At 64.2% G+C, this 19,032-nt stretch carries 19 protein-coding genes; 10 read left to right on the top strand and 9 right to left on the bottom strand.

The annotated features are described in order from the left end of the window. Positions 1-39 precede the first annotated feature (39 nt). Both SY91_RS30640 and SY91_RS30635 read left to right on the top strand, forming a co-directional pair. Positions 40-951, top strand: a complete 912-nt coding sequence (locus SY91_RS30640; RefSeq protein ID WP_023475127.1) for an ABC transporter ATP-binding protein — start codon at positions 40-42, stop codon at positions 949-951. 206 nt (positions 952-1,157) lie between these two features. Further along, positions 1,158-1,895 (top strand): transporter substrate-binding domain-containing protein, encoded by a 738-nt coding sequence (locus SY91_RS30635; protein WP_023475126.1) that lies wholly within the window; start codon positions 1,158-1,160, stop codon positions 1,893-1,895. A 67-nt stretch (positions 1,896-1,962) separates the two neighbouring features. Here SY91_RS30635 and SY91_RS30630 read toward each other — a convergent pair whose 3' ends face one another. Both SY91_RS30630 and SY91_RS30625 read right to left on the bottom strand, forming a co-directional pair. Next, positions 1,963-2,559, bottom strand: a complete 597-nt coding sequence (locus tag SY91_RS30630) for an NADPH-dependent F420 reductase (protein ID WP_023475125.1) — start codon at positions 2,557-2,559, stop codon at positions 1,963-1,965. A gap of 118 nt (positions 2,560-2,677) precedes the next feature. Beyond that, positions 2,678-3,412, bottom strand: a complete 735-nt coding sequence (locus SY91_RS30625; RefSeq protein ID WP_023475124.1) for an SDR family NAD(P)-dependent oxidoreductase — start codon at positions 3,410-3,412, stop codon at positions 2,678-2,680. Between the two features lie 108 nt (positions 3,413-3,520). Between SY91_RS30625 and SY91_RS30620 the strand changes: the two genes are divergently transcribed. Further along, positions 3,521-4,444 (top strand): LysR family transcriptional regulator, encoded by a 924-nt coding sequence (locus SY91_RS30620; protein WP_023475123.1) that lies wholly within the window; start codon positions 3,521-3,523, stop codon positions 4,442-4,444. Positions 4,445-4,563: 119 nt separating this feature from the next. Here the strand turns inward: SY91_RS30620 and SY91_RS30615 are convergent, their stop codons facing one another. Continuing rightward, positions 4,564-5,481: a LysR family transcriptional regulator gene (locus SY91_RS30615; RefSeq protein ID WP_023475122.1), complete on the bottom strand. Its 918-nt coding sequence runs from the start codon at positions 5,479-5,481 to the stop codon at positions 4,564-4,566. A 140-nt stretch (positions 5,482-5,621) separates the two neighbouring features. Here SY91_RS30615 and SY91_RS30610 point away from each other — a divergent pair, with 140 nt between their 5' ends. Then, positions 5,622-6,386, top strand: coding sequence for an SDR family NAD(P)-dependent oxidoreductase (locus SY91_RS30610; RefSeq protein ID WP_023475121.1), 765 nt, complete (start codon positions 5,622-5,624; stop codon positions 6,384-6,386). Positions 6,387-6,669: 283 nt separating this feature from the next. On the opposite strand, the gene SY91_RS30605 is transcribed toward SY91_RS30610, so the two are convergent. From SY91_RS30605 to SY91_RS30590, 4 genes are all read right to left on the bottom strand, one after another. Beyond that, entirely contained in the window at positions 6,670-7,362 is a 693-nt protein-coding gene (locus tag SY91_RS30605) for an SDR family NAD(P)-dependent oxidoreductase (RefSeq protein WP_043886716.1), read from the bottom strand. After that, positions 7,359-7,811: a DOPA 4,5-dioxygenase family protein gene (locus SY91_RS30600; RefSeq protein WP_105798146.1), complete on the bottom strand. Its 453-nt coding sequence runs from the start codon at positions 7,809-7,811 to the stop codon at positions 7,359-7,361. The genes SY91_RS30605 and SY91_RS30600 overlap by 4 nt, the downstream gene beginning before the upstream one ends. Before the next feature lie 180 nt (positions 7,812-7,991). Beyond that, the gene (locus SY91_RS30595; protein WP_023475119.1) at positions 7,992-9,038 is read right to left on the bottom strand and encodes an aldo/keto reductase; all 1,047 of its coding nucleotides are present in this window, start codon (positions 9,036-9,038) and stop codon (positions 7,992-7,994) included. Between the two features lie 92 nt (positions 9,039-9,130). Then, entirely contained in the window at positions 9,131-9,883 is a 753-nt protein-coding gene (locus SY91_RS30590; protein ID WP_043886713.1) for an SDR family NAD(P)-dependent oxidoreductase, read from the bottom strand. Between the two features lie 165 nt (positions 9,884-10,048). On the opposite strand from SY91_RS30590, the gene SY91_RS30585 reads away from it, so the two are divergent. From SY91_RS30585 to SY91_RS30570, 4 genes are all read left to right on the top strand, one after another. Further along, entirely contained in the window at positions 10,049-10,666 is a 618-nt protein-coding gene (locus SY91_RS30585) for a TetR/AcrR family transcriptional regulator (protein ID WP_212226194.1), read from the top strand. Positions 10,667-11,199: 533 nt separating this feature from the next. Further along, positions 11,200-12,534: a glutamine synthetase family protein gene (locus tag SY91_RS30580; protein ID WP_023475117.1), complete on the top strand. Its 1,335-nt coding sequence runs from the start codon at positions 11,200-11,202 to the stop codon at positions 12,532-12,534. 10 nt (positions 12,535-12,544) lie between these two features. Then, positions 12,545-13,927: an aspartate aminotransferase family protein gene (locus SY91_RS30575; protein WP_023475116.1), complete on the top strand. Its 1,383-nt coding sequence runs from the start codon at positions 12,545-12,547 to the stop codon at positions 13,925-13,927. Then, positions 13,924-14,664: a GntR family transcriptional regulator gene (locus SY91_RS30570; protein WP_023475115.1), complete on the top strand. Its 741-nt coding sequence runs from the start codon at positions 13,924-13,926 to the stop codon at positions 14,662-14,664. Before SY91_RS30575 ends, SY91_RS30570 begins: the two co-directional genes overlap by 4 nt. 167 nt (positions 14,665-14,831) lie before the next feature. Here the strand turns inward: SY91_RS30570 and SY91_RS30565 are convergent, their stop codons facing one another. Further along, entirely contained in the window at positions 14,832-15,830 is a 999-nt protein-coding gene (locus SY91_RS30565; RefSeq protein WP_260632523.1) for an SDR family oxidoreductase, read from the bottom strand. A 77-nt stretch (positions 15,831-15,907) separates the two neighbouring features. Here SY91_RS30565 and SY91_RS30560 point away from each other — a divergent pair, with 77 nt between their 5' ends. Further along, on the top strand, positions 15,908-16,870 hold the full coding sequence (locus SY91_RS30560; protein WP_023475113.1) for a GlxA family transcriptional regulator: 963 nt from the start codon (positions 15,908-15,910) through the stop codon (positions 16,868-16,870). A gap of 132 nt (positions 16,871-17,002) precedes the next feature. Here SY91_RS30560 and SY91_RS30555 read toward each other — a convergent pair whose 3' ends face one another. Further along, positions 17,003-17,935: a LysR family transcriptional regulator gene (locus SY91_RS30555; protein ID WP_043886709.1), complete on the bottom strand. Its 933-nt coding sequence runs from the start codon at positions 17,933-17,935 to the stop codon at positions 17,003-17,005. A gap of 209 nt (positions 17,936-18,144) precedes the next feature. On the opposite strand from SY91_RS30555, the gene SY91_RS30550 reads away from it, so the two are divergent. Beyond that, positions 18,145-19,011 carry an NmrA family NAD(P)-binding protein gene (locus SY91_RS30550; protein ID WP_023475112.1) on the top strand — a complete coding sequence of 289 codons (867 nt, stop codon included), beginning with the start codon at positions 18,145-18,147 and terminating at the stop codon, positions 19,009-19,011. The last annotated feature ends 21 nt before the right edge of the window (positions 19,012-19,032 follow it).

The raw sequence follows: 19,032 nt of genomic DNA, 5'->3' as shown, positions 1-19,032 counted from the left end.
CCCGCACGTCCCCATCGACCGATTTCCGCAGAGGGCATCATGCAGAACCCGCAAGCCGTTCCCGATTACCTGATCCAGTCCGACGCGGTGCGCGAGCGCTTCGCGCGGCTGAAGGCCCGCGACGTGATACTCGACGTGCGACACGTCGGCAAGCGCTTCACGACGCCGCAGGGCGAGTGCGTCGCGCTCGACGACATCAGTTTCCGCACGCACCGGCGCGAGTTCGTGTGCGTGATCGGCCCGTCCGGCTGCGGCAAGTCGACGTTGATCCGGATTCTCGCCGGGCTCGACGCGCAGACGAGCGGCGACGTGCTGCTGGACGGCAAGCCGGTCGACGGGCCGGGCGCCGATCGCGGAATGGTGTTCCAGGGCTATACGCTGTTTCCGTGGCTCACGGTGAAGAAGAACGTGATGTTCGGTCTGCGCATGAACGGCAGCAGCAGCGGCGTGGCCGAGCGCGAAGCGCTGCAGTGGCTCGATCTCGTCGGGCTGACGCGTTTCGCCGACGTGTATCCGCACCAGTTGTCGGGCGGCATGAAGCAGCGCGTGGCGATCGCCCGCGCGCTCGCGAACCGTCCGCGCATCCTGCTGATGGACGAGCCGTTCGGCGCGCTGGACGCCCAGACGCGGGCCAGGATGCAGACCCATCTGCTCGACATCTGGCGCAACATCGACGTGACGATCCTGTTCATCACGCACGACCTCGACGAGGCGATCTTTCTGGCCGACCGGATTCTGGTGCTGAAGGCGAATCCGGGCGGGGTGCAGGAGCTGATCGAGGTGCCGGTGCCGCGGCCGCGCGATTATTCGCAGGTCAATACGCCCGAGTTCGTCGCGACGAAGGCGCGGCTCGAAGCGCTGATTCATCCGCGGGAGGCCGCGACCGCCGAAGACGACGGCATCAAGCCGCACATGATCCGGATGACGGACGTGGCGGATAACGTCGAATAGCGTGGGGCCGATGCATTCCGTCGCGCCGCGATTCATGTCGTACCGGACCCTGCTGATCGAGTTGACGACTTCACTGACAGCCGCACCAAAATAATGTCGTCAACTTGATTACACCCGGATTAATTTTGTCCATTCGTAGTGGACCTCGACTTCCCACGGTAAGCTGATGCATTCCCGATCGATTCTTCGGCTTGCGAGAGAAAGCGATGAAGGTAACCATTGCGTACATCGAGGAACCTCCGTTTGGATGGACCGAAGCGGATGGCACCGCCACAGGTGCCGATCTCGAGCTCGCGGCGACGATTCTCCGGCAGATAGGCGTCACCCGCGTCGAGTATTGCCCGACGACGTTCAGCGAGTTGCTGCCCGGCGTCGCATCGGGGCACTGGGACATGAACGTGCCGCTCTTCGTGACACCGCAGCGGGCCAATACCGTTGCGTTCAGCGTGCCGGTGTGGGGAATCGAGGACGGTTTCCTGGTGCGGCCCGGCAACCCGAAGGCGCTCAGGCGTTATGCGTCGATCGCCGAACGTCCCGATGCGCGCCTCGGCATCATCGCCGGACAGGTACAGCATGATTCCGCGATGGCGGCAGGCGTGAGCCGGCGGCAAATCGTCGTCTTCGAACAGCAAGCCGACGCGATCGCGGCCGTGCTCTCCGGCGTGATCGACGCCTATGCGAGCACCGCTTTGGGGAATCGCATCGTGGCGGGCCGGATAGGCAGCGCGATGATCGAGGCCGTCGCGCACGAGCCGGATGGCAACGGCAGCCAGCGGACGCCTCCGCTGGGCGCGTTTTCATTCAACCGGGAAAACCGGGATCTCCTGACGGTGTTCAATCGGCAACTGCGCGCGTATGTCGGCTCGCCGGACCATCGCGCGCGCATGGCGAGATTCGGGTTGACGGCTCGCGAGATCGATCCAGCCGTCTCGCCGACAGGATAGGTCGCCGCCCGGCTGTGAATGGCAACCGTCCATTCGACTCGGCGAAATGGCTGAAAGCCGACGTCGATCAGTCGAACCTGACCAGGTCCTTGAAGATCAGGCGCCCCCAGTTATTTCCGCGCGCGTGTACCAGCCATCCGCCTTCCGATAGCCCGCCAAGCTGGATCGGCGCGAAACCGAGTTGTTCCGCGAGCGTACCCACTTCCGCCGTGGCCTCGTCATCGTCGCTCGCCAGAAACACGACTCGCCTGCCGCCGTGGACGGCCGGGTCCTGGCCAAGAACGCCAGCGGCCAGATGGTTGAAGCCTTTCACCAGTCTGGCGCCGGTGAACGCTTTCGCGACGAAGGCCGAGGATGGGAGACCGTCCAGTTCGTCCAGCGGGGCCTGCGTGTTCATCGCGTCGATGACGGTCTTTCCGTTCCAGTCGGCCAGCGCTTTGGCGACCGCCGGGTGCGACTCGAAACGAACCGCCAGAAAGATGACGTCCGCCTTGACCGCTTCCGCCAGGGTAACGGGAATGATCGTCGGTCCGATCGCGGCCGCATCGGCCGTAAAGCTTTGCGGATCGCGCGTGGTTGCAACGGCCACTTCGATGCCGTTGCGGGCGAATGCCCTGGCAAGCGCATGGCCGATCTTGCCGAAGCCGATGATTGCGTAACGCATGGGTTTCTCCTTCGTTTCCCGGTGTGCTTAGAGCTTGTAACCGCCGCTCGCCTCGATCGTCTGGCCGGTCACGAGCGCGGTCTTGCCTTTCAGCGATTGAGTCATTGGGCCGTTCTCCTCAGAGTTGTGCCAGGCCGCCGTCGACGGCGACCTCGCTGGCGGTCATGAAGCTGCTGTCCGACGACGCAAGAAAGGCGGCCACCGCCCCGATCTCTGCGGGATCGGCCATGCGCTGCAGCGGCGTCAGCGCGCCGTAGGCCTTCTGGCCTGCTTCGCCCAGCGCTTCCTTGGCCAGTTCGGTCGCCGTCGCGCCGGGCGACAGCACGTTGACCCGGATGCCGCTGCCCTTCAGGTCCTCCGCCCAGGTCCGCGCGAGGTTGCGCACCGCGGCCTTGCTCGCGCTGTAGGCCGTGAAGCCGGGCGCGCCGGTGGTGCCGGCGCTCGACCCGGTCAGGATGATCGACCCGCCCGCGCCCATCAGCGGCAGCGCCTTCTGGACCGTGAAGATCGTTCCCTTCACATTGGTGTCGAAGGTGGCGTCGATGTGCTCGGCGGTGATCTGGCCGAGCGGAAGCGGACTACCCGTCCCCGCATTGGCGAAGACGATGTCGAGGGTTCCGCGCTCGGCTTTCACCGCCGCGTAGAGCCGTTCGAGGTCGGCCGGGTCGGAGACCGAGCCCTTCACCGCGCGGGCATGCGGCCCCAGGTCGGCCACCGCCGCGTCGAGCGCTTCTTGCCGGCGGCCGAAGAGGAAGACGAACGCGCCTTCGTCGATGAAGCGCCTTGCCGCGGCGCGGCCGATGCCGGTTGCGCCGCCGGTGATCACGGCGGTCTTGCCATTCAGTCTGTTCATGTCGTGCGTCCTTCGAAACAAGAGCGGGAAACCCGATTCTGGCGCGCTTGATTCATGAAGCCAATTGACTGAATATCTATAAGTGCCATCTACTTTTTAGATAGATCTATGCTCGACAACGTCACCATCAATCAACTCCGGGCATTCGTCGCCGTGTGTGACCAGGGAAGCTTTTCCGGAGCGGCAAGGGAACTGAGGCGCGCGCAGTCGGCGATCAGTCACGCGATCAGCGCGCTCGAAAGCGCCTTCGACGTGATGCTGTTCGAGCGCAACACGCGCAAGGCGACGCTCACCGCCGCCGGCCGCAGCCTGCTGCCCGATGCGCGCGGGGTGATCTCACGCACCGAGGAAATGAAGATGCGTGCGGTTGCGATCGCCGAAACCGGCGTCCCGCAGGTGTCGATCGCCGTGGACACCTATTTTTCGCGGACGCACCTGATCGAATGCCTGCGCACGCTGCAGGCGGAATTTCCGACGGTTGCCATCAATCTGCGCATGACGACCATGCAGGGCGGCGAGCGTCTGGTGCTCCAGGGCACGTGCGCATTGGCGGTGACGATCACCGACGTGCCCGAGCTGAGCCCGGGCACCATCGAACGGCATCATTTATTCGATGCGCAAATGGTGACCGTATGTGGGCCGGCGCATCCGCTGGCTGCCATGGCGAAGCCGATCCCGCGGGAGGAATTCGGCCGGCACATTCAGCTCGTCGTCACCGACAATCAGCCCGATGCGGAAAAGACCCAGCAAGGGGTCGCCAGTGAGCGCCAGTGGTGGGTGAACGACCTCGGCGCGAAGCACGACCTGCTCAAAGGGAGCCTGTGCTGGGGGCACATGCCGCGCCATATGGTCGACGCGGATCTCGCGAAGGGCACGCTCGTCGAGCTCCAGCGGCGCGCGTGGCACATGCGGCCCCTCACGTTCATGGTCTCGCAGCGGCGCGGATACGCGTTTTCCGGATGCGAGACGCGGCTGGTCGAGCTCCTTGGCCAGTGTCCTTCGCGAAGGGGGCGAAGAGGGAAGTCGACGTAACGTGCGGCCGCGTTCGGGAATGGCGGCGATCGTTTATCGGCCGGTCGCGGTCAAGGCATCCGATCCGGCGGCAGTGTGGTCGTCGAGCAGAGGGCCTGACGCGGCCACTCACCGAAACATCACTTTGGCCATCGCCAGACGGGATTGCCCAGATGTTCGGCGAAGTAGTCGGACAACGCCGTCACCTTCGCGGGTCGCGCCCGCGCCGACGGCGTAACGAAATAAAGCCCGCCCGTCGTCAGCGACCAGCCGGGGAGAATGGCTTCGAGACGGCCATCGGCCAGATATTCGCCCGCGATGAACTCCGGCAGCTCGGCGATCGCAAGCCCATCGAGCAGCGTCGGCAACAGCGCATCGGCGTTGGTGACGCGTAGCGGGCCCGTCGGCATCACCGACTCCTCGTCGCCTGCATCGTTCGTGAAGCGCCATACGGCACTCCGCGCGCGATACGCGTACGGGAGGCAGGGGCGATCCGCCAGCTCACGCGGATGCGTCGGACGCCCTTCGCGTCGCAAATATTCCGGCGACGCCACCACGAATTGCGTGACCGCGCACAGCCGACGCGCGACCAGCGACGAATCCGGCAGTGCGGCGATACGCAGCGCCGCGTCAAACCCATCGGCGATCAGGTCGACGGACGCATCCGATAAATGCAGGTCGATCGACACCTCCGGATACGCGCGAAAAAAGCCCGGCAGCAGCGGCGCGACCCAGCGCAGCCCGAACGACATCGGCACGGCCAGACGCACCAGCCCGCGCGGCTGCACCGACATCTCGCGCGCCGAGCTTTCCGCTTCCTCGGCCTGGCGATAGATCTCGCCGGCCTTCTCGCTGATCGTCCGGCCGAACTCGGTCAGCGAGAGCTGCCGCGACGTGCGATTGAACAGCCGCGCGCCCAGCCGGTCCTCCAGACGCGCCACCCCGCGGGAGACGGTGGCGACCGATACCCCGGTCGCGCGCGCCGCAGCCGCAAACGACCCGTGCTCGGCCACCTTCGCGAACATCGCCAATCCTTCGAAATCAGGCAGGTGCGCCATTTCCCCTCATCTTTTCATTTATGCAACGTTGGATTGCGATTGATTCTATTTCGAAAAGATCGAGCCGTCGATATTCTCCTCACATCGCAGCACGTAACACCCAACCCAAACACTGCTGACCCACTGAAAGGAGCAATACCATGGCACGCAAGCTCGACACCAAGATCGCACTCGTCACCGGCGCCACCAGCGGCATCGGCCTGGCCACCGCCCAGCGCTTCGCGGCTGAAGGGGCGCACGTCTATCTCACGGGCCGCCGTCAGGCCGAACTCGATGCCGCCGTGGCGGGTATCCGTGAAGCCGGCGGCACGGCCACAGGCGTGCGTTCCGATTCCACGAAGCTCGATGAGCTCGACGCGCTGTATGCGCAAATCAAGGAAGAACAGGGGCGCCTCGATGTGTTGTTCGTCAACGCCGGCGGCGGTTCGATGCTGCCGCTGGGCAGCATCACCGAAGCGCACTACGACGACACCTTCGACCGCAACGTGAAGGGCGTGCTGTTCACCGTGCAGAAGGCGCTGCCGCTGCTGGCCGATGGCGCATCGGTGATTCTGACCGGCTCGACGGCGGGTAGCGCGGGCACCGCTGCGTTCAGCGTGTATTCGGCTTCGAAGGCGGCGGTGCGTGCGTTTGCGCGTAGCTGGATTCTCGACCTCAAGGACCGACGCATCCGCGTGAACACGATCAGCCCGGGCGCGACCCGCACGCCCGGCCTGCTCGATCTCGCCGGCGACGATGCGGCTCAGCGGCAGGGGCTTGCCGATTACCTAGCAGCGCAGATTCCGATGGGGCGCCTCGGCGAGCCGGGCGAAATCGCGAGCGCGGCGCTGTTCCTGGCGTCGGACGACGCGAGCTTCGTGAACGGCATCGAATTGTTCGTCGATGGCGGCCAGCAGCAGATCTGAGCGGGAGTGATCGGCGCGACGGGGGGCATGCGGTCGCGTCGATCGTCTTTAGTGCCGGCAGGAGCGCGTCGGCGTGTGTTGTCGCGGTGCCGCCGACCGTGCTCGGCGGCGAAGCGGCGGAGGATCGACTGGCTGCAGTACCCCTGGCTTGTACGGGCCGGGGTGCTCAATGGTCGATAGCTCCCAAGGGAGTCAAGAATTGGCGCGGCGGCCCCCTTCGCTGCCGTGATAAATGCCAACACTCACGAAAGTTCATATTGCCAAGTCCAATGTGACTCCACGGTCAAAAGCTCTCTACCCAAGGCCGCACCTCGATTTCCCACGACCATGCACTGCGGTGTTGGCGCAAGAGATCGATATAGCATCGAGCGATGGCGTCCGGATCAAGCGTGCGGTCCGATGGGTCCACGCGTCCGCTCGCCCGCACACTGCCGTCGATGATTACGTGGGCGACGTGGATGCCTTGAGGCGCCAGTTCACGGGCAGCGCTCTGGGCCAGTCCCCGCAGGGCGAACTTACCCATCGCAAAAGGTGCGGAGCGGGCAAATCCTTTGATGCCGGCGGTCGCTCCGGTCAACAAGACTGCGCCTCTGCCCACAGGAACCATGTGCCTGGCAGCTTGCTGTATCGCGTAAAACGCGCCCAATGCGGTGACGGATATTGCATGTTCGACATGAACCGGATCGAGCCCAGCGATAGGACCGCGGACGATGCTACTGGCGTTGTATATAACGATCTCGGGCGGCCCGATTCGCTCCACCGTCTCTTCGAAAAGGCGCGCGACCTGCGCGGCTTCTGATGCATCGACCTGCAGCGCGACGGCTCCCGTCTCGCTCACCAGCGGCGCCAATCTATCGGGTTTTCGTGAGGCGATAATGACGGGAAGACCTGCGGAACGCAGCGCCCGCGTGAGGGCTGCGCTAATGCCAAAGCCAGCCCCGATGATGAGCGCATTGCCGTACGGAATATCACTCATGGATTCACCGTTGGTCGAGTGTTGGTGACGAGATCCGGCTCCGGTCCTTCATCGACGGGGAGCAGCTGCCGATTGAGGATGTCGAGCACTTCACCCATCCAGACCGGATGGTCGAGGTGGTCCGCGAGTGGACGGCCGGTATTGGGATGAACGAGTACCGTCAGTCCACGACGATTTACCATGAGCCAAGGCAGGAAACTACCGAATTCATGTCGGGAAAAGGCGACCTGATACATCGGCTTCGCATGAGGGCCAATCGGTCGATCGTGCCAGCGACCGAGAACGACCGGAAAGCGTTGCGCGATGTGTTCCCGCAAGACTTCGGCGACACGTCGTTGCTCCGGGCCGTCAAAGTAAATATGCGCGTGATAGCTGCGTATCGTTTCGAGCGGCTGTACTTTCAAGTGTTCCTGCGAGTCCGCCGGCGTCACTGCATCGGCTTCAAGCATTGGCATCTCCTTCGTTTGCACTCCCGCGCCGCGTTGGCCGCGTCGAGCAGCGCGTGAGGCACCGTTCGCGCGTCTCGCGCCGCAGCATTTGCATCAGTTCGGGTAGCTGAATTGCGGCAAAAAGCCTATACATGGCGTCTCGTGGACGCCATGCTTGCGACCTGCTATTGAAACAATGCCTCAGGCGACTGGCACTGCAGGAGAATCGAACTCGTCGGCCTTGCCGCCCGTATAGCCCTGGCGGGTTTGGGGTGCGTCGATCACCGTGTACGGAAAGATGGGAGGAATCGCGCTCGCGATGTCGAGGCGGCCGATCTGCTCTGCCGAAAGGGTGACCCGGATAGCGGCCAGATTGCTCTGGAGCTGCGCCAACGTGCGCGGCCCGATGATAGGCTGCACGCCCTTTCCGGCAACCCACGCGATGGCGATTTCTCCGGGAGTAACACCCGCTTCGTCTGCAACGGCAATCAACGCGTCGAGGATCGCCGTACGTTGCGGTGTGTTCTCGGGCTGGAACACGTTGCCGCCAAAACCTTCCCGCCTCCCGGTTTCACCATTGCGGTACTTCCCGGTAAGCATGCCGCCGCCCAACGGGGACCAGCCAACGATCCCCAGTCCCAATGCCTTGCCGGCCGGAAGAAGTTCATGCTCGCTGCTACGTTCCACTAGGCTGTATTCCAGCTGGAGACCCGCGACAGGTACCGTACCGCGCAATTCGGCGATGGTCGCCGCGCGAGCCACCCGCCAGGCCGGGAAATCGGACAGACCCGCGTACAGGATTTTGCCCGCACGTACGAGATCGTCGAATCCCCGCACGAGCTCCTCGAGCGGCGTCACACCATCGGACATGTGCGCCCACAAAAGGTCGATACGGTCGGTCTTGAGTCGCTTCAAGCTGGCCTCCACGGACGCCACCATGGCTTTGCGGCTATTGCCCGTCGTGAGAATGCCGTCCTGAGGCGTGGCGCGATAAGTGAATTTCGACGCCAGCACAAATTCGTCCCGGTGACCATCGAGCAGTTCGCCGAGAATTTCCTCGGACTCGCCGAACTGATATCCGTTGGCGGTATCGATGAAATTGCCCCCGGCCTCCGCGTAGGCTTCAAAGATGCGACGCGCCTCCGCCGGCTCTGCACCATGGCCCCAGCGCGTCCCGAAATTCCCCGCACCGAGTACCAGTTCGGAGACTCGCAGACCCGTATGTTGTCCAAACAGTTTGTATCGCATGAACGTTGCTCCTGAACGATGCTGGAATGCCGAAGTCGGAACCACCGTGCAATCGCGGCAAACCGGGCTTCGGCGAAGTTTCCGCAATTGGATTAAATCTGGCTGGCACCGCCGTCTACGGGCAAGTCGACGCCGTTGATGTACGCGGCTTCGTCGGAGGCCAGAAACAACGCGGCAGCGGCAACGTCATCGGGATGCGCAATGCGGCCCAGCGGATTTTGCGATGCCACATGCGCCCTCATTCCGGAAGCCGCGTTCGGATCGCCCACCAGGCCGTCGATGGCGGGCGTATCGACCATGCCGGGGCTGATGACGTTGACGCGAATTTTCCGAGCCTTCAGATCCAGGAGCCAACCGCGCGCCAGTTGCCGGACCGCCGCCTTCGTCGCGCTGTACAAGCTGAATGCTTCCATCCCCCTATAGCCGGCTGTCGACGAAGTGAGAATGATCGAGGCGCCTTCGGACAGCAGAGGAACCGCGTACTTGACGGTGAACACGACGCCCTTCAGGTTTGTATCGACGATGCTGTCGTAATGGGCTTCAGTGATCGCCGAGAGCGGCACAAAGGCTGCAATACCGGCATTCGCGAACAACACGTCCAGCTTGCCGCTCGTGTCACGAATCGTGGCGTAGACCCGCTCGAGATCGGCGGCGACGCTGGAGTCGGCCCGGATAGCCGTAACCTTGCCGGCTATTGAGTCAACGGCCGCGTCAAGCGCCTCCTGTTTGCGTCCGGTGATGTAGACGGTTGCGCCTTCCGCAGCGAAACGGCTTGCCGCGGCGAGGCCGATACCCGAACTGCCGCCCGTCACCAAGGCCACCTTTCCATTCAAACGACTTGTCATTTCACTCTCTCTAAACGTTAGGTTCGCATTTAATTTTGTACCGCTCGGTAAGTATCTGCGGATGGACAGCGCCTCGTCAAGGATTTAATATACCGATCGGTAAAAATATTGATTGGTGCACGGATGGCAATCGGCAGGCCACGGGCGTTCGACCCCGACAAGGCGTTGGACCAAGCCCTGACTCTCTTCTGGGAGAAGGGCTATGAGGGGACGTCGCTGACGGATCTGACGGAGGCGATCGGCGTCAATAAGCCGAGTCTCTATGGTGCTTTTGGAGGAAAGGAACAGCTTTTCTTCAAAGCCCTCGCCCGCTACCAGGAGCGGCTCGGCGCCTTCGCGGCACCATCGTTGGCGCTGCCATCGGCGCGTAGCGGAATAGAGGCGTTCCTGCGCGCTTTGGCGACGTTTCAGAGCGCAAAAGGCACACCTCGGGGCTGCTTGTTGGTGCAGGGAGCGCTTACCGGAAGCGAGGATTCGCGACGGGTGGCTCAGGTTCTGTGCGAAGTCCGTGAGTCGGGCGTCGAGATGATCCGGACGTGTCTGGAGGATGCCCGTAAGCGCGGGGAGCTGCCGCCAGACACCGACATCGGCGCCTTGGCGCGTTTCTTCGGCACTGTTTCGCAAGGTATCTCCGTTCAGGCAGCGAGCGGCGTGCCGACCAACGAGTTACACCAGACAATCAGCATTGCGATGCGGAGCTGGCCTGAGACTCGGCCTTCCACGGCAAAAGGAACCGGTAAGCAATTGGATTTGAGTTGGGGGAAACGTTCAGCCCGACCGTAGGCGCTGGTTAGCTCAAGCGCGTCCGTCGCCATGTGTGACCGCAGACGGTTGAACAATGGCCGTTCGGTGTCCGCTGTTGATTGGCTGTTCAGGGTCGATGTGCGCCGGTTGCGCGTCACGGGGCCGCGGCCGGCCCGCGTTCGGCCAGAAGCAACCGGTCGCCACCGCCAACATGCTGCTCAGAACTTGCGCTAGCTTTGGATGTCGATCACATCGACGATTTACTGCGTACCGCGATCTCATTGTTGACCGGCGGTATCAAGAGGCGGGGCGATTGACGCGTCAATCACCCATAAAAAGAAATGGCCGGCTCTGCATCCAGACCGGCCATTTGCTATTCGACGCTGAAAACGGCTTGAGAGGGTAGGTCAGCACAACCCAAGGGATGCTCATGGACCTGCGACCGGAGGTGTTCGCGCTGTCGCGAGTTGTCCTGTAGTTCATTGGACTACATTTGTGATCACAAATTTGTTTATTTTCGCGATATCATCGATAAGCACCCAATGTTGTGATCACATCATGAGTGACATGCGATGAATGACGCTTTGAGCGACTTCCTGACCCGGCACCGCATCCGTGAGGTGGAGTGTGTCATCCCCGACATGACGGGCATCGCGCGCGGCAAGATCTTGCCGCGCGATCTGTTCACGGCGTCGGGCGAGATGCGCATCCCCAAGAGCGTGCTGCTCAACACCGTGAACGGGCAACAGCCCGACAACAGCCCCTTCGTGGGCGATACCGACCCTGACATGGTCTGCAAGCCCGACGCCGCCACCGTGCGTATCGTGCCGTGGGCCGCCGAACCGGTGGCCGTGGTCATCCACGACTGCCTGGAGTGGGACGGCCAGCCGGTGCAACTCTCGCCGCGCGCCGTACTACGCCGCGTGCTGGCGCTGTACGAAGCACGCGGCTGGCAGCCCATCGTGGCGCCCGAGATGGAGTTCTATCTGGTGGCGCGCAATCAGAACCCGCACGAGCCGCTGCAGCCGCCGCTGGGGCGCACCGGAAAGCCCGAGGTGGGGCGGCAGAGCTACTCGATCGACGCGGTGAACGACTTCGATCCCTTCTTCATGGAACTGTCCGCCTTCTGCGACCAGCACCAGCTAGGCGTGGAAACGCTGATCCACGAGGCCGGCCCGGGGCAGATGGAGATCAACTTCAGCCACGGCGAACCGCTCGACCTGGCCGACCGCGTTTTCCTGTTCAAGCGCACGGTGCGCGAGACGGCGCTGCGCCACGGCGTATTTGCCACGTTCATGGCCAAACCGATGGAGGGTGAACCCGGCAGCGCGATGCACATCCATCAGAGCATCAACGACGGCGAAGGCCGCAACATCTTCAGCAATACCGACGGCACAGCCAGCGAACACTTCCACCACTTCATCGGCGGACTGCAAACCTATATCCCGCAGGTGATGCCGATGTTGGCGCCCTACGTCAATTCATACCGGCGGCTGGCGCCCTACATGTCGGCCCCCATCAACGTGCGCTGGGGCCAGGACAACCGCACCTGCGGTATCCGCGTCCCCAAGTCCGGCCCCGGCGCCCGCCGGGTCGAAAACCGCGTGCCCGGCGTCGACGCCAATCCCTATCTGGCCATGGCCGCCACGCTGGCCTGCGGCTACATTGGCATGCGCGACCGGCTGCACCCCAGCGAGCCCACCGAAGGCAGCGCCTGGAACGTTGCCCATGAATTGCCGCGCCATCTCGAAAACGCGATCGAGGCCATGCGCGCCTGCGATGCGATGAAGGAGGTCCTGGGCGAAACCTTCGTTGACGCGTTCTGCGCGGTGAAGGAACTGGAATTTTCCACCTACAACCGGGTGATCAGTTCGTGGGAACGAGAGCACCTGTTACTGCTGGTTTGAGGAATCCGTCATGAACCGCACCCTTCCACATACCGGCATCGCGCACGAACGCGTACAGGCCTTGCTCGCCCGTGAGCGCGCCGAGTACGCGCAACGCAACCCGAAGTCGCAAGTGATGTCCGCACGCGCCGCGCCGCAGCTGATGTTCGGCGTGCCGCTGCACTGGATGAACGACTGGTCGACGCCTTTCGCGCTGCACGTGGCCCAGGCACAGGGGGCACAACTCACCGATGTGGACGGTCACACGCTGGCCGACTTCTGCCTGGGTGACACCGGCGCCATGTTCGGCCATTCGCCGGCCGTCCTGACCGAGGCACTGGCGACCCAGGCACGGCACGGCCTGACCACCATGCTGCCCAACGAGGACGCATCCGTCGTGGGTGAATTGCTGGCTCGGCATTTCGGTCTGCCGAAATGGCAGTTCGCGATGACGGCCAGCGATGCCAACCGTTTCTTGCTGCGCTGGGTACGTGCCGCCACCGGGCGGCGTACCTTGCTGGTGTTCAACGGCTGCTACCACGGCACGGTCGATGACGTCTTCGTCGACCTCGTGGACGGCCAACCCACGCAACGCGCCAGCCTGCTGGGCCAGGTGCACGATCTCACCACCACCACGCGCGTGGTGGAATTCAACGATCTGGCCGCGCTGGAAGCCGCGCTGGCCCCGGGCGACGTGGCCTGCGTCCTGGCCGAGCCGGTGATGACCAACATCGGCATGGTGCTGCCCGAACCGGGCTACTGGGCGCAGGCGCAGGACCTCATCCGCCGGCACGGCAGCCTGCTGGTCCTGGACGAGACCCACACGCTCAGCAGCGGCCCCGGCGGCTATGCGCGCGCTCACGGCCTGCAGCCCGATGCCGTGGTGGTGGGCAAGGCACTGGGCGGCGGCATGCCGTGCGCAGCCTATGGTTTCAGCGCCGCGCTGGCCGAGCGCGCCGAGGCCGCCAAGCGCACGGCACCGCCGGGCCACTCGGGCATCGGCACCACGCTGACCGCCAACCTGCTGGCCATGGCGGCGATGCGCGCCACGCTCACGCACCTGATGACGCCCGAGGTCTTCGCCCCGATGCACGCGCTGGCCGAGCAACTGGCCGCCGGGCTGCGCACGATCATCGCCCGCCACGGCCTGCCCTGGTGCGTCACCCAGGTGGGCGCCCGGGTGGAGTTCCAGTTCTGCCCGCAGCCGCCGCGCAACGGCAGCCAGGCCGAGGCGGTGATGGATGCCGAGCTGGAGCACGCGCTGCATCTGGCGTTGCTGAACCGCGGCGTGTTGATCACGCCTTTTCACAATATGATGCTCGTCTGCCCTGACACGACCCGGATGCACGTGCAGCGCCTGCTTGCCGCATTCGACACCGTGCTGGCTTCGCTCACCGCCACTACCGATTCATGAGTCACGACGTCGAACCCACCACCACTCAGCAAGACACGATCTACGCCACGTTGCGGCAATGGGTCACCGTAGGCCGCTTCCTTCCCGGCGAGCGCTTGAAGATCCGCAACGTGGCAGCCGAGATGGGGGTGGGGCAGATGCCGGTGCGCGCCGCGCTGCAGCGTCTGGCTGCCGAAGGCGCGCTGGTGAACGTGCCCAACGCCGGCATGATCGTCCCCCGGCTGACGGTGCCCGAGTTCGACGATCTGCTGCAAATGCGCATGCTGCTCGAAGGCGAGGCCGCCGAGCGTGGCTGCCTGAGGCTGGAGCCGGCCGAACTCGCCACGCTGCGCAAGCTTTGCCAGCGCATGGCGAAGGCGTTGAAACACCCCACGGATCAGCCGGCTCGCGCGAGGAAGTCCGCGGGAGACAAACCAACGCAGAAGCAGGCCGCCGTTTCGTTGAAGGCCGACCAAGCCACCGATTACCTCGCCGCCAACGAAGACTTCCATGTCCTGCTCTACAAGGCGGCCGGCTCGCCGTTGCTGTTCGAGCTGATCGATACGCTGTGGCTGAAGGCCGGCCCGATCTCGAACCGCCTCTTCGACACGTCCGAAGCCTCCGCCGTGTTGAACGACGCCCACGAAGACCTGATGGATGCGCTGGGCAGGCGGGATGCCGCCGCGGCGCGACGCGCAGTGGAGCGCGACATCTTCGTGGCGGGACAGTTTCTGAGGTCGACACTGAAACGCGATTGACCGCGGGTGTGACGGTCGGCATGGTCGGCGCATAGGGCGTCGTATGGAAGAGACCGCGATACGCTGTCCAGCGAGCGTTCGCGGATGTGCGGTTCACCGTCATCGTTGTCCGACGCGTAGTCGGTGGACCATCGCGTCGACGGATGTTTTCTGCCGCGAACGTATCTTCACGCCGCCGCGGATTGTCCTTGCGGCCCGGCGAGGTGCGCGAGCCCGAGGCTCTCCAGTGTCTGCGCCTGAATCGCTGCTGCTTGAGCGTTGAGGGCGTCGGCGCCGAATGACTGACCCACGACCCAACGTGCGGGGCGCGTGCCCGGTGCTTGCTCGACGAGTTGAGCGATGGCTTCGGCGACGTCGTGCGGGTCCGGCGCGTGGTCGCTCGCGAACAACGCCATCAACGTCTCCACCATCTTGTCCGGAATCGCACCGGCTTCACCGTAGCCGGGCACGCGCGCGGCGTCGGCGGGCCGCTGCGCGCTGGCGAAGATATTCGTTGGATAGTTGCTGGGTTGAACGAGAACGACGTCGATGCCCAACGTCGACAATTCGTAGCGGTAGCTGTCGGTCAACGCTTCGATCGCAAACTTCGATGCACCGTACAGACCGAAGAACGGAAACGTCACGCGGCCGAGTATCGAGCCGATGTTCATGATCAGGCCTTCACGCTGTTTCCTGAAGGTCGGCAATACCGCTCTCGACATTCGCTGGATGCCGAATACATTCACGTCGAAGAGCGCCTGTACCTGCTTCGTCGTGAACGCCTCGGAAACGCCGGCCGAACCGATACCCGCGTTATTGATCAGGACATCGAGGCGCCCCGAATTTTCCAGCACGGAGGCGACACCGCGCTCGACGGACGCATCGTCCGTCACATCGAGTTCGACGACCTGCACGCCGCTCGCCCGCAGCGCATCGGCATGCGGTCGGTTGCGGCCGGCGACGTCACGCATCGACGCGAATACCCGGTGCCCGGCACGTGAGAGTGTTTCCGCGGTGTCGCGGCCGAAGCCGCTGCTGGCGCCGGTGATCAGAATGGTTCTGGACATGTTGAGTGTTTCCCAGCCAATGAGGTTAGAGGACCGCAACCGCATCCGTCCGTGCAGTCCCGATGCGGTCGAGATGAAACGTGTGACGTAATCGAAAACCGAGGCAGCTGATGTCTTCACCACGTTGCCACGCAGTCTAGGCTTTGCCCGGAAACCGGGCTATAGTCGTAAATGACATTAATAGCGATGTTTACGACATGAGATTGACGATCCTGGCCCTCGAGGGTCTGTTCGACACCGGGCTGACGGTACTGCTGGATACCTTTGCGATGGCCAACGAACTGGCTGCAGCCCAGGGCTTCGCCGCACCGCCCTTCGACGTGACGGTGGCGGGCGTGCGCAAACGCGTTCGCACTGCGCATGGACTGTCGATGCAGGTGGAGCCGGCCAGCAGCGTACGCCACACGGACTGGGTGGCCGTGCCCGCGCCCGGTATCAGGGAGCCGGAGCGCCTGATCGAGACGCTGCAGCGTCGAGACGTGTGCGATGCGATGGCGCACCTTCGTGCGTGGCATGCCGACGGCGTAGGCGTCGCCGCCGCTTGTATCGGTACGTTCTTGCTGGCCGAAGCCGGGCTGCTGGATCATCGCGAGGCGACGACCACCTGGTCGCTGTCGCCTTTTTTCCGTCAACGTTATCCGGCAGTGGATCTGAACGATTCGCGCATGGTCGTCGCCGCGGATCGCGTGGTCACGGCAGGGTCGGCGATGGGCCATCTCGACCTCGCGCTGTGGTTGCTGCGTCAGGCCAGTCCCGAACTGGCCACGCTCGTGGCCCGCTTCATGCTGATCGACAAGCGTTCGTCGCAGGCCGAATACATCATTCCGGATTACCTTGCACACGCCGATCCATTGATCGCGCGATTCGAGCGCTGGGCCCGCGAGCATCTTTCCCTCGGTTTCTCGCTTCAGACCGCGGCAGCCGCACTAGCCGTCGGACCGCGCACGTTGCAACGCCGTACCGAGGCGGTACTCGGGAAGTCGCCCTTGGCGTTCTTCCAGGATCTGCGAATCGAACGGGCGCAGACCCTCGTGTCGATGGGGTACGACCTGGAGACGATCGCGAGCGAGGTGGGCTACGCGGATTCGGCGACGTTGCGGGCCTTGCTGCGTCGCAGGCTCGGTCGAGGCGTGCGGGAATTGCGTGCCGACAATCGGTAGCGTGCCCGGTACGGCCGGCACTGCTTCGCCAACGGTGAGCGGTCCGGCTCGAACGTCGTCGCTGCGTCGACAGCGGTGCTGTCGTGCGCTGCGAATGCCGAAACGAGGTCCGTGGGCGCCGCCGGAACAGCACTAGCGCGCGCCGCCGCCCCCGTGAATGCCCGTCAGTTCGACCATGAAGTCCAGGAATGCGCGGGTCTTGGCCGGCACGTGATGCCGGGACGGGTAATACGCGTATAGCGGATACCGCTCGTCGGCCCATTCGGGAAAGAGGTTGATCAACCGGCCGTCGGCGATCAGCGGCTCGGCACCGAGCAGCAGCATCTGCGCAATGCCGGAACCGGCGAGGCACGCGTTGAGCAGTGCGCCCGGATCGTTGACCGTGAGGCGTCCCCGAGTGTCGACCACGATGCGTTTGCGCTTGCGATGGAATTCCCACGCGAACGGCTTGCCCGTCTCCGGATTGCGAAATTCGAGGCAGCGGTGGTGCCGGTTTTCGAGATCCTCGGGTTTGGCCGGCCGGCCCCGGCGCGCGATGTACGAGGGCGCCGCGACCGTCACGACGCCGGTATCGAGCAGCTTTCTCGCGATCAGGCTGGATGCCCGCGGTTCGCCGAAGCGCACGGCGAGGTCGAAGCCGTCCATTACGAGGTCGCCCAGGCTGTCTCGCGCGATGAGCTCGATTTCGAGTTCGGGATGCGCGTCCATGAACGCATCGAGTCGTGGCCCGAGAATGGCCCGGTAGACGACCGGATCCAGATTGATGCGCAGCTTGCCGCGCACGGCGGAGACGCCGCCCGCAGCCGCCGCGGCGGCTTCCTCCAGCCCGGCGAGATGGGGCATGACCTGCTCGTAAAAGCGGCGGCCCTCTTCGGTCAGCGACACCGATCGCGTCGTTCGGTTGAACAGCCGGATGTTCAGCCTTTTCTCCAGCCGCGCGATCGCGCGACTGACGCCCGGCGGCGTCATGCCGATGACGTCGGCGGCAGCCGAAAACGTCCCGGCATCGACGACGGCGGCGAACACGCTGATGCTGCCTGACAGCTTCTCGCTACTGGATCTCATGGTGGTTCGACTGAATACGGTGGCGGATCGCGCACGACCCACTGAAGGCCGACACGCCGACGCCGCACAGCGTAGCCATGCCGGGCCTCCATGTCGATCATGCCGAATTAATGACACGTTGTCACTTATCTGATGCCATCCATGTCGTTTTGTTTCGGCCGGCGTTTGTCCAGAATGCGATCCACGTATTCACACATGGAGAACGAGCAATGTATGCAATCACAGGAATCACCGGCAAGGTCGGCGGCGCACTGGCCCATGAACTGCTGGCCTCGGGACGGCCCGTGCGCGCGGTCGTGCGCGACGCGACGCGGGCAGCGGCATGGGCGGCGCGCGGGTGCGAGATCGCGACGGCTTTCATGGAAGACCCGGCGTCGCTCGCCGACGCATTCGCCGGCGCGACGGGCGTGTTCATCCTGCTGCCGCCGGTGTTCGATCCGGCGCCCGGGTTTCCCGAAGCGCGGAAGGTGATCGAGGCCGTATCCGCCGCGCTGCTGAAGGCGCGCCCCGACAAGGTCGTGTGTCTGTCGACGATCGGCGCGCAGGCCGACGAGCCCAATCTGCTCACGCAACTCGCGCTGATGGAGCAGGCGCTGCGCGAGATGCCGATGCCGGTGACGTTCCTGCGGCCCGGCTGGTTCATGGAGAACGCCGCATGGGATGTCGCGTCCGCGCGCGACGAGGGCGTCGTCGCCAGTTACCTGCAGCCGCTCGACAAGCCCGTGCCGATGGTCGCCACGGCGGACGTCGGCCGCGTGGCGGCGGAACTGCTCCAGCAGACGTGGAGCGGGGTGCGTGTCGTCGAGCTCGAAGGCCCGCGCCAGGTGAGCCCCAACGATCTCGCGCTGGCTTTCGCTCGCGTGTTGGGCCGGGACGTGCGCGCGGAAGTCGTCGACAGACGAACGTGGGAAGCGCTGTTTCGCGCGCAGGGCATGAAGCATTCGCTTCCCCGCATGCGCATGCTGGACGGCTTCAACGAAGGCTGGATCGATTTCGAAAGCGGTCCTGACGAAATCCTGCGCGGCCATGTTGCACTGGACACGGTTCTGGGCGAGCTCGTGTCGCGTACGGTCTGATTGAATGCAGCGGGCGGCGCG

This window comes from Burkholderia cenocepacia (assembly GCF_014211915.1).
Taxonomy (GTDB): Bacteria; Pseudomonadota; Gammaproteobacteria; order Burkholderiales; family Burkholderiaceae; genus Burkholderia; species Burkholderia orbicola.
Note: the sequence above shows the minus strand (reverse complement) of the source record. Positions and strands in the feature narration are given on the sequence as shown.

What these genes read in the sequence shown, in the direction of transcription:
- SY91_RS30620 (WP_023475123.1), top strand. Translation starts at nt 3,521, where the DNA reads ATGCTCGACAACGTCACCATCAATCAACTCCGGGCATTCGTCGCCGTG.
- SY91_RS30640 (WP_023475127.1), top strand. Translation starts at nt 40, where the DNA reads ATGCAGAACCCGCAAGCCGTTCCCGATTACCTGATCCAGTCCGACGCG.
- SY91_RS30580 (WP_023475117.1), top strand. Translation starts at nt 11,200, where the DNA reads ATGAATGACGCTTTGAGCGACTTCCTGACCCGGCACCGCATCCGTGAG.
- SY91_RS30590 (WP_043886713.1), bottom strand. Translation starts at nt 9,883, where the DNA reads ATGACAAGTCGTTTGAATGGAAAGGTGGCCTTGGTGACGGGCGGCAGT.
- SY91_RS30560 (WP_023475113.1), top strand. Translation starts at nt 15,908, where the DNA reads ATGAGATTGACGATCCTGGCCCTCGAGGGTCTGTTCGACACCGGGCTG.
- SY91_RS30570 (WP_023475115.1), top strand. Translation starts at nt 13,924, where the DNA reads ATGAGTCACGACGTCGAACCCACCACCACTCAGCAAGACACGATCTAC.
- SY91_RS30595 (WP_023475119.1), bottom strand. Translation starts at nt 9,038, where the DNA reads ATGCGATACAAACTGTTTGGACAACATACGGGTCTGCGAGTCTCCGAA.
- SY91_RS30615 (WP_023475122.1), bottom strand. Translation starts at nt 5,481, where the DNA reads ATGGCGCACCTGCCTGATTTCGAAGGATTGGCGATGTTCGCGAAGGTG.
- SY91_RS30610 (WP_023475121.1), top strand. Translation starts at nt 5,622, where the DNA reads ATGGCACGCAAGCTCGACACCAAGATCGCACTCGTCACCGGCGCCACC.
- SY91_RS30625 (WP_023475124.1), bottom strand. Translation starts at nt 3,412, where the DNA reads ATGAACAGACTGAATGGCAAGACCGCCGTGATCACCGGCGGCGCAACC.
- SY91_RS30635 (WP_023475126.1), top strand. Translation starts at nt 1,158, where the DNA reads ATGAAGGTAACCATTGCGTACATCGAGGAACCTCCGTTTGGATGGACC.
- SY91_RS30605 (WP_043886716.1), bottom strand. Translation starts at nt 7,362, where the DNA reads ATGAGTGATATTCCGTACGGCAATGCGCTCATCATCGGGGCTGGCTTT.
- SY91_RS30550 (WP_023475112.1), top strand. Translation starts at nt 18,145, where the DNA reads ATGTATGCAATCACAGGAATCACCGGCAAGGTCGGCGGCGCACTGGCC.
- SY91_RS30555 (WP_043886709.1), bottom strand. Translation starts at nt 17,935, where the DNA reads ATGAGATCCAGTAGCGAGAAGCTGTCAGGCAGCATCAGCGTGTTCGCC.
- SY91_RS30600 (WP_105798146.1), bottom strand. Translation starts at nt 7,811, where the DNA reads ATGCTTGAAGCCGATGCAGTGACGCCGGCGGACTCGCAGGAACACTTG.
- SY91_RS30575 (WP_023475116.1), top strand. Translation starts at nt 12,545, where the DNA reads ATGAACCGCACCCTTCCACATACCGGCATCGCGCACGAACGCGTACAG.
- SY91_RS30630 (WP_023475125.1), bottom strand. Translation starts at nt 2,559, where the DNA reads ATGCGTTACGCAATCATCGGCTTCGGCAAGATCGGCCATGCGCTTGCC.